This is a genomic window from Trichlorobacter sp. (genome assembly GCF_030247655.1).
Classification (GTDB): Bacteria; Desulfobacterota; Desulfuromonadia; order Geobacterales; family Pseudopelobacteraceae; genus Trichlorobacter.
Map to the genome: position 1 here is coordinate 1 of NZ_JAOTRZ010000187.1, position 6016 is coordinate 6016.

7 protein-coding genes and 2 tRNA genes are annotated in these 6016 nt (G+C 52.7%); all 9 read right to left on the minus strand.

Annotation, left to right across the window (positions count from 1 at the left end; translation table 11 throughout):
* Positions 1-219: 219 nt before the first annotated feature.
* Complete coding sequence (locus tag OEL57_RS13240; RefSeq protein ID WP_300741057.1) at positions 220-1482, minus strand: tyrosine-type recombinase/integrase; 1263 nt, start codon at positions 1480-1482, stop codon at positions 220-222.
* A 181-nt stretch (positions 1483-1663) separates the two neighbouring features.
* A tRNA-Met gene (locus OEL57_RS13245) sits at positions 1664-1740 on the minus strand.
* A 45-nt stretch (positions 1741-1785) separates the two neighbouring features.
* Positions 1786-1862 (minus strand) — tRNA-Met (locus tag OEL57_RS13250).
* A 57-nt stretch (positions 1863-1919) separates the two neighbouring features.
* Positions 1920-2654 (minus strand): SPOR domain-containing protein, encoded by a 735-nt coding sequence (locus tag OEL57_RS13255; protein ID WP_300741059.1) that lies wholly within the window; start codon positions 2652-2654, stop codon positions 1920-1922.
* 10 nt (positions 2655-2664) lie between these two features.
* Positions 2665-4356 (minus strand): arginine--tRNA ligase, encoded by a 1692-nt coding sequence (gene argS, locus OEL57_RS13260; RefSeq protein WP_414718523.1) that lies wholly within the window; start codon positions 4354-4356, stop codon positions 2665-2667.
* Positions 4356-4532 carry a hypothetical protein gene (locus OEL57_RS13265; protein WP_300741062.1) on the minus strand — a complete coding sequence of 59 codons (177 nt, stop codon included), beginning with the start codon at positions 4530-4532 and terminating at the stop codon, positions 4356-4358. Before OEL57_RS13265 ends, argS begins: the two co-directional genes overlap by 1 nt.
* 11 nt (positions 4533-4543) lie before the next feature.
* Entirely contained in the window at positions 4544-4843 is a 300-nt protein-coding gene (locus tag OEL57_RS13270; RefSeq protein ID WP_300741063.1) for an FtsB family cell division protein, read from the minus strand.
* Position 4844: 1 nt separating this feature from the next.
* Entirely contained in the window at positions 4845-5783 is a 939-nt protein-coding gene (locus tag OEL57_RS13275) for a UDP-glucuronic acid decarboxylase family protein (RefSeq protein WP_300741064.1), read from the minus strand.
* Positions 5783-6016, minus strand: a 234-nt coding sequence (locus OEL57_RS13280; protein WP_300741065.1) for a UDP binding domain-containing protein, incomplete at its 5' end; no start/stop codon positions are given. The genes OEL57_RS13275 and OEL57_RS13280, both read right to left, overlap by 1 nt.

A 6016-nucleotide genomic window follows, 5' to 3' on the forward strand; every position in this document is an offset into this window, starting at 1 on the left:
ACACCTCTGTTATTGTTTGTCTCGTAAACCAATAATATCAGATGGCTATCTTTGAAGCTCGACTTTTATGTAGCAAAATTAACTACATTCAACTTCTCGCATACACTTTTGCAAGAGGCTCACCAGATTAAGATTTTTTCAAGTGTATAACGAAAAGGATACAATCCCAGACAGGGGGCATAAAAAATTCCCCCCCATCCCCCCTATCTCAGAAAACATTCAGGCCGTCTTTAGCAATGGGATAACTTTTGCCCCCACCTTGAGGCTGTCAAGATAATCAGCCCAGTGCTGCATCATCTTACGCCGATCATCAAGAAACGACGTGCGATTATAAGCCCTGCCGTTAGCATCCCGTACAGCGTGGGCAAGCTGATGCTCAATAATGTCGGGCCGGAAGCCTAAGACTTCATCCAAGATAGTGCGGGCGGTGGCGCGGAACCCGTGGCCGGTCATTTCCCCACCGGTGTACCCTAGTCGCCGCAGGGCTGCTGTAATGGCATTTTCACTCATCGGACGTAACGGGGACCTGTGCGAGGGGAATACATATTTACTGTGACAGGTCAAGGGGTGAAGCTCTCGAAGGATCTGGACGGCTTGAGGGGATAGGGGAACAAGGTGAATCTGCCCCTTGCGGTCGAGCTTGGTTTGGGCCTTAAGCTTCATCCGTTCTATGGGGATGTTCCATTCAGCAGCGTCAAGGTTAAGCTCTGTCCACTCCATGCCCCGCAGTTCGCCAGGGCGACAAAACAGGAGAGGGGCAAGCTGTAGAGCACACTTGACGACAAAAGAGCCGCTAAAGCTATCCATTGCCCGCAGGAGGGCGGCAACGTCTTTCGGGTCTGTCAGTGCGCCGAAGTGTTTTGCACTGGCTGGGGGTAGTGCGCCTTTTAGGTCCGCCGTACAGTCACGATCTGCCCGCCGTCCGTGGGCTATGGCATACCGTAGCACTTGACTGATAATAGTTTTTACGCGGTGGGCTGTTTCCAGTACCCCCCGTGATTCAATCCGCTTCAGTACCTTCAGCACGTCCGGTGCCTTAATTTCTTCAATCGGCATTGCCCCGATGAAGGGGAATATTTCTTTTTCCATCCGGCTAAGCAGCTTAGTTTCATGGCCGGGTGTCCATTGGTGCTGATAGGCGCTGTACCATTCCCGTGCTATTACCTCGAAGCTGTCGGCTGCCCGATCTCCACCGGCCTGCTTTTGGGCCTTCTTCACATCTGAAGGATCAACGCCGTTTGCCAGCAGCCTCTTGGCATCTTCCCGGCGGTCTCGTGCTTCAGCCAGGGAAATTTGATGGTATACCCCCAACGCCAGCAGCTTCTGTCTACCACCAAAACGGTATTGGAAGCGCCACAATTTGCCGCCGGTGGTAGTTACCAGCAGGAACAGGCCGCCACCGTCTGACAGCTTGTAGTCTTTTTCTTTGGGTTTGGCTTTGCTTATCTGGGTATCAGAGAGGGGCGCAATCCGTTTGGGCATGGGCTTTCACCTCGTTTTTGGTGGTATCCATTTTGCCTTGGTGGTATATGGCCTGTAAATATACCACCAAAAAACATGGATACCAGCATACCGATATGGATTGCGTTGGACAAGAACAAAAAGAAAAGCCCTGATTTCTCAGGGCTTTATGAACTGCGCCGGACTGTACCGGATTATGTGTTGGTGGCTGCTCAGGGACTCGAACCCCGGACCTCACACGTATGAAGCGTATGCTCTAGCCAGCTGAGCTAAGCAGCCATTTGAAAACGCCTCTTCGGTAAACCAAAGAGGCGGTTGGTAATTTGGTTGCGGGGACAGGATTTGAACCTGTGACCTTCGGGTTATGAGCCCGACGAGCTACCAGACTGCTCCACCCCGCGACGTGAGGAATTGAACTTATAGCAGGAACGGCAAGGTGAAGTCAATATAAAACTTACTTATTCCTGATCAGGCAGTACTTTTGCTCCGCCACCTACTCGACCGGCAATCTCTGAAGCAGCCTCTTTATCGAGATGGCGTCCGATACGGACGCGGTACCAAGTGCCTTTACCGTTAAGATTTGTTTCTGAAATAGAGGCACTGTAGCCCTTTGCGGCAAGCTTAGCCTTTGTGCTTTCAGCCTCTTTTGTGTTGGCAAAGGCTGCAACTTGCACCAGGAAACCGGAATTTGCAGCTTTAGTGTCTGACGACTTGGTTGCTGCTGCAGTTGTTTGAGGCGGTTGAGGAGCAGGCGAAGCTGCTGCCGGTTTTGGCTTCTCATTTAGGCCGCTGCCAAGCACGGTCTGCTTCTGGCCCTTGGGCAGACTTTCAAAGAAAGAGAGCGGTACCTGCCCGGTGGGTGCTGCCTGTTGAGCAGGTTGTCCTGTTGTTGCCGTTGGCGGTGTTGCGCTGGCCTGAGCTGGTTGTTGTGAAGGTTGATCTGCAGTCTTTTTCCCGTCTTTAACGGCGGACTCAAGGCTTTGTTGTTCCATGGCAGCTCTGAAGGCCTTTTTCGCTGCCTTCTGTGAAAAAAACCAGCCAGTACCAAAGCCGGTAAAAAAAATGAAGCTGGCCAGAATACCAAACAGTAACAGGTTGCTGGAGGATGAGCTGTCGGCCTTGCGTGGACTGCTGCTCATGCTTGAGCTGCTGGAACCAGAGGATTGGCGTGGCTCGCTATAGTCGATCCGCATGGATGTCCCCCTACATTTTTTCAGGTGCTGAAACGCCCAGCAGGGACAATGCATTCTGAATCACCTGTCTGGTGCGGGCCAACAGGTACAGGCGTGCAATGCTCAGTGTGGTGTCTTCAGTAACCACCTTGGTCTTGTTGTAATAGCTATGGAACTGTCCTGCCAGTTCTGTCAGGTAGTAGGCGATTTTGTGTGGTTCAAACTCCTGGGCGGCGTCGTCAACGGTTTCCGGCAGGCTTTCAAGCCATTTGATCAGGCGCAGTTCCTCAGAGGTTTCAAGCAGAGAAAGTATATCTGAAGCTGGTGTCTGATCAGGCAGAATAATACCCTTTTCAGCTGCGTTCTCAAATATGCTGCAGATGCGGGCATGGGCATACTGGATGTAGTAGACCGGATTATCCAATGACTGTTGTTTGGCAAGATCAATGTCGAAGACCAGTTGGGAGTCAGGCTTGCGCATGACAAAGAAGAAGCGTGTCGCATCACGCCCCACCTCATCAATCAGATCTCGCAAAGTAACATAGCTGCCTGCCCGCTTGGATATCTTGACCTCTTCACCACCCCGCATGACTGTAACCATCTGATGCAGGACGTATTCCGGCCAGCCTTTGGGGATACCGATATCCAAAGCCTGCAGCCCAGCCCTGACCCTGGTGATGGTGCTGTGGTGGTCAGCCCCCTGCTCGTTGACAACCCGCAGAAAGCCACGCTGCCATTTGTCCAGATGGTAGGCTACATCAGGCACAAAGTAGGTGTAGCCGCCATCGGTTTTTCGCATGACCCTGTCTTTGTCGTCGCCAAAGTCGGTGGTGCGCAGCCAGAGCGCTCCTTCCTGCTCGTAGGTGTGTCCATTGGCAATCATTTTTTGTACTGCAGCTTCAACCTTGCCATCAGCGTAGAGGCTTGATTCAAGAAAGTAGCGATCAAAGCAGACATCAAAGGCCTGCAGGTCTTGATCCTGCTCCCGCCGCAGGGCTGCAACTGCAAAACGTCTGATGGCATCCAGATCATCGGGATCTCCGCTGGCAGTAACCTGCTGATCGCCCGCAGAGACAGTTTCTTGAGCCAGATAGGCAGTGGCAACTTCTTTGATGTAGTCGCCCTGATAGCCATCGGCAGGCCAGCGCGGGTCATCGGTTTCGATCCCGAGGCAGCGGGCCTGGACAGACAGGGCCAGATTGCTGATCTGGGCACCGGCATCGTTGTAGTAAAATTCACGGGTTACCTGCCAGCCGGTTGCAGATAGCAGGCGGCAGAGTACATCGCCGATGGCGGCACCACGACCGTGGCCGATATGGAGCGGACCGGTGGGGTTGGCACTGACAAACTCAACCTGTGCCTTATGACCGGCACCGCTGTCTGTGTTGCCGTAGCCCGTGCCAGCCAGTTCAATTAGTGGCAGGCACTGTTGCCAGGCTGACGGTGCAATAAAAAAGTTGATGAACCCAGGCCCGGCTATTTCTGCACGGCGAATCAACCCGTCTGCATCCTGTAGGTGTAACAGTACCGTTTCAGCTACCTGGCGGGGTGATTTGCGTTCCGGTTTTGCCAGCTGCATGGCGATGTTGCAGGCAAAATCACCGTGGGCCTCCTGGGCAGGGGTGCCGATAACAACAGCAGGGAAGTTTTCAGAACAGAGGGTGCCTGCAGTGCGAGCCGTTACAAGGGCTTGAGATACCAGTTCAGCAAGTTTCTGACGGATCATTGTTGAGGAGCTTCCTTGGATGAATCGTTGGTCGTAGATGGGGCTGCATCATCCTGGTCTTTTATGGTGATATCCCGTGAGAAATCAGGACAACGGGCGCCGCCATCCGAGACGGAAAAACGTTTTGCACAGGTTGCACGCCAGGCGCAGATAACACAATTTTGTCGCTGCATAGGTTTGGGCCTCACTTGCTCCCGGAAGGTGGAAACTGATAGATAACTTCATTGGGGCGAACCAGCCCCAGCTCTTTGCGGGCAATCCGCTCCAGTTGATGTCGGTCGCTATGCAGCGCCTCTATTGACAGGCGTAGCTTCTGGTTTTCTACGCGCAGATCAGCTACGGTACGTTCAATGCGCTGCTTTTCCTGTCTCATCTCATAAATCCGTAACAGACCGCGCTCGCCAAATACCGTAAAAAACAGGATAAAGGTGAGGCAGGCTGCCGGGATCAGCCAGGTGCGGCGTGTAATACGGATTCCGGTCATATCAGCCCCTGTTACAACGTGCGGCAAAATAGTCAGCTGTAGTTTTCAGTCCTGTTTCCAGATCTACAACCGGTTGCCAGCCAAGTTTCTGCTGCGCCAGGGTGATATCCGGTCTGCGTTGTTTCGGATCATCCTGTGGCAGCGGTTTGTTAATAATCTTTGATTTAGAGCCGGTTATTGTAATGATTTTTTCAGCAAATTCAAGGATGCTGTTTTCAACCGGGTTGCCCAGGTTGACCGGACCGATAAAATCCTGCTCGTTTTCCATCATCTTGATCATGCCGTCAATCAGGTCACTGACATAACAGAAAGAACGGGTCTGCTTGCCTTCGCCAAAGACGGTGATCTCTTCGTTTCTCAGAGCCTGCAGCATGAAGTTAGATACCACCCGGCCGTCATTTTCTGCCATTCGGGGACCGTAGGTGTTGAAAATCCTGATGATGCGGATATCAACCTTGTTTTGGCGATGGTAGTCCATCATCAGGGTTTCGGCTACCCGCTTACCTTCATCATAGCAGCTGCGGATACCGATCGGGTTGACATTGCCCCAGTAGTCTTCCTTCTGGGGGTGTATCTGGGGGTCGCCGTAGACCTCTGACGTTGATGCCTGCAGGATGCGGGCCTTGACCCGTTTGGCCATACCCAACATGTTGATCATCCCCATCACACTGGTCTTGACGGTCTTGACCGGATTGTACTGGTAGTGAACCGGTGAGGCAGGGCAGGCCAGATTGTAGATCCGGTCCACCTCAAGCAGGATCGGCTCCACGATGTCGTGGCGAATCAGCTCAAAGCGGTGATTATCCATCAGCTGGATGATGTTGTCTTTACTGCCGGTGAACAGGTTGTCCAGGCAGATGACGTCGTTACCTTCATTTAACAGCCGTTCACAGAGGTGACTACCCAAAAAGCCTGCGCCGCCGGTGACCAGAATACGCATCAGTTACCTCCTTCCTGAATGCCGTTGCCAGCCCGTCCCAGTGGGATGTAACGGATGCCGTTTTCTTTCATCCGGTTTGGTTTGTAAAGATTTCTGCCGTCCACAATCAACGGCTGTTTCAGAGCTGCTTTGATCCGCTCAAAGTCGGGGTTACGGTATTCATGCCAGTCGGTGATGACGGTCAGGGCATCAGCGTTGTCCAGTATCTCGTACTGGTTGGTACTGTATTCGAT

What these genes read in the sequence shown, in the direction of transcription:
- OEL57_RS13240 (WP_300741057.1), bottom strand. Translation starts at nt 1,482, where the DNA reads ATGCCCAAACGGATTGCGCCCCTCTCTGATACCCAGATAAGCAAAGCC.
- OEL57_RS13270 (WP_300741063.1), bottom strand. Translation starts at nt 4,843, where the DNA reads ATGACCGGAATCCGTATTACACGCCGCACCTGGCTGATCCCGGCAGCC.
- OEL57_RS13255 (WP_300741059.1), bottom strand. Translation starts at nt 2,654, where the DNA reads ATGCGGATCGACTATAGCGAGCCACGCCAATCCTCTGGTTCCAGCAGC.
- OEL57_RS13275 (WP_300741064.1), bottom strand. Translation starts at nt 5,783, where the DNA reads ATGCGTATTCTGGTCACCGGCGGCGCAGGCTTTTTGGGTAGTCACCTC.
- OEL57_RS13265 (WP_300741062.1), bottom strand. Translation starts at nt 4,532, where the DNA reads ATGCAGCGACAAAATTGTGTTATCTGCGCCTGGCGTGCAACCTGTGCA.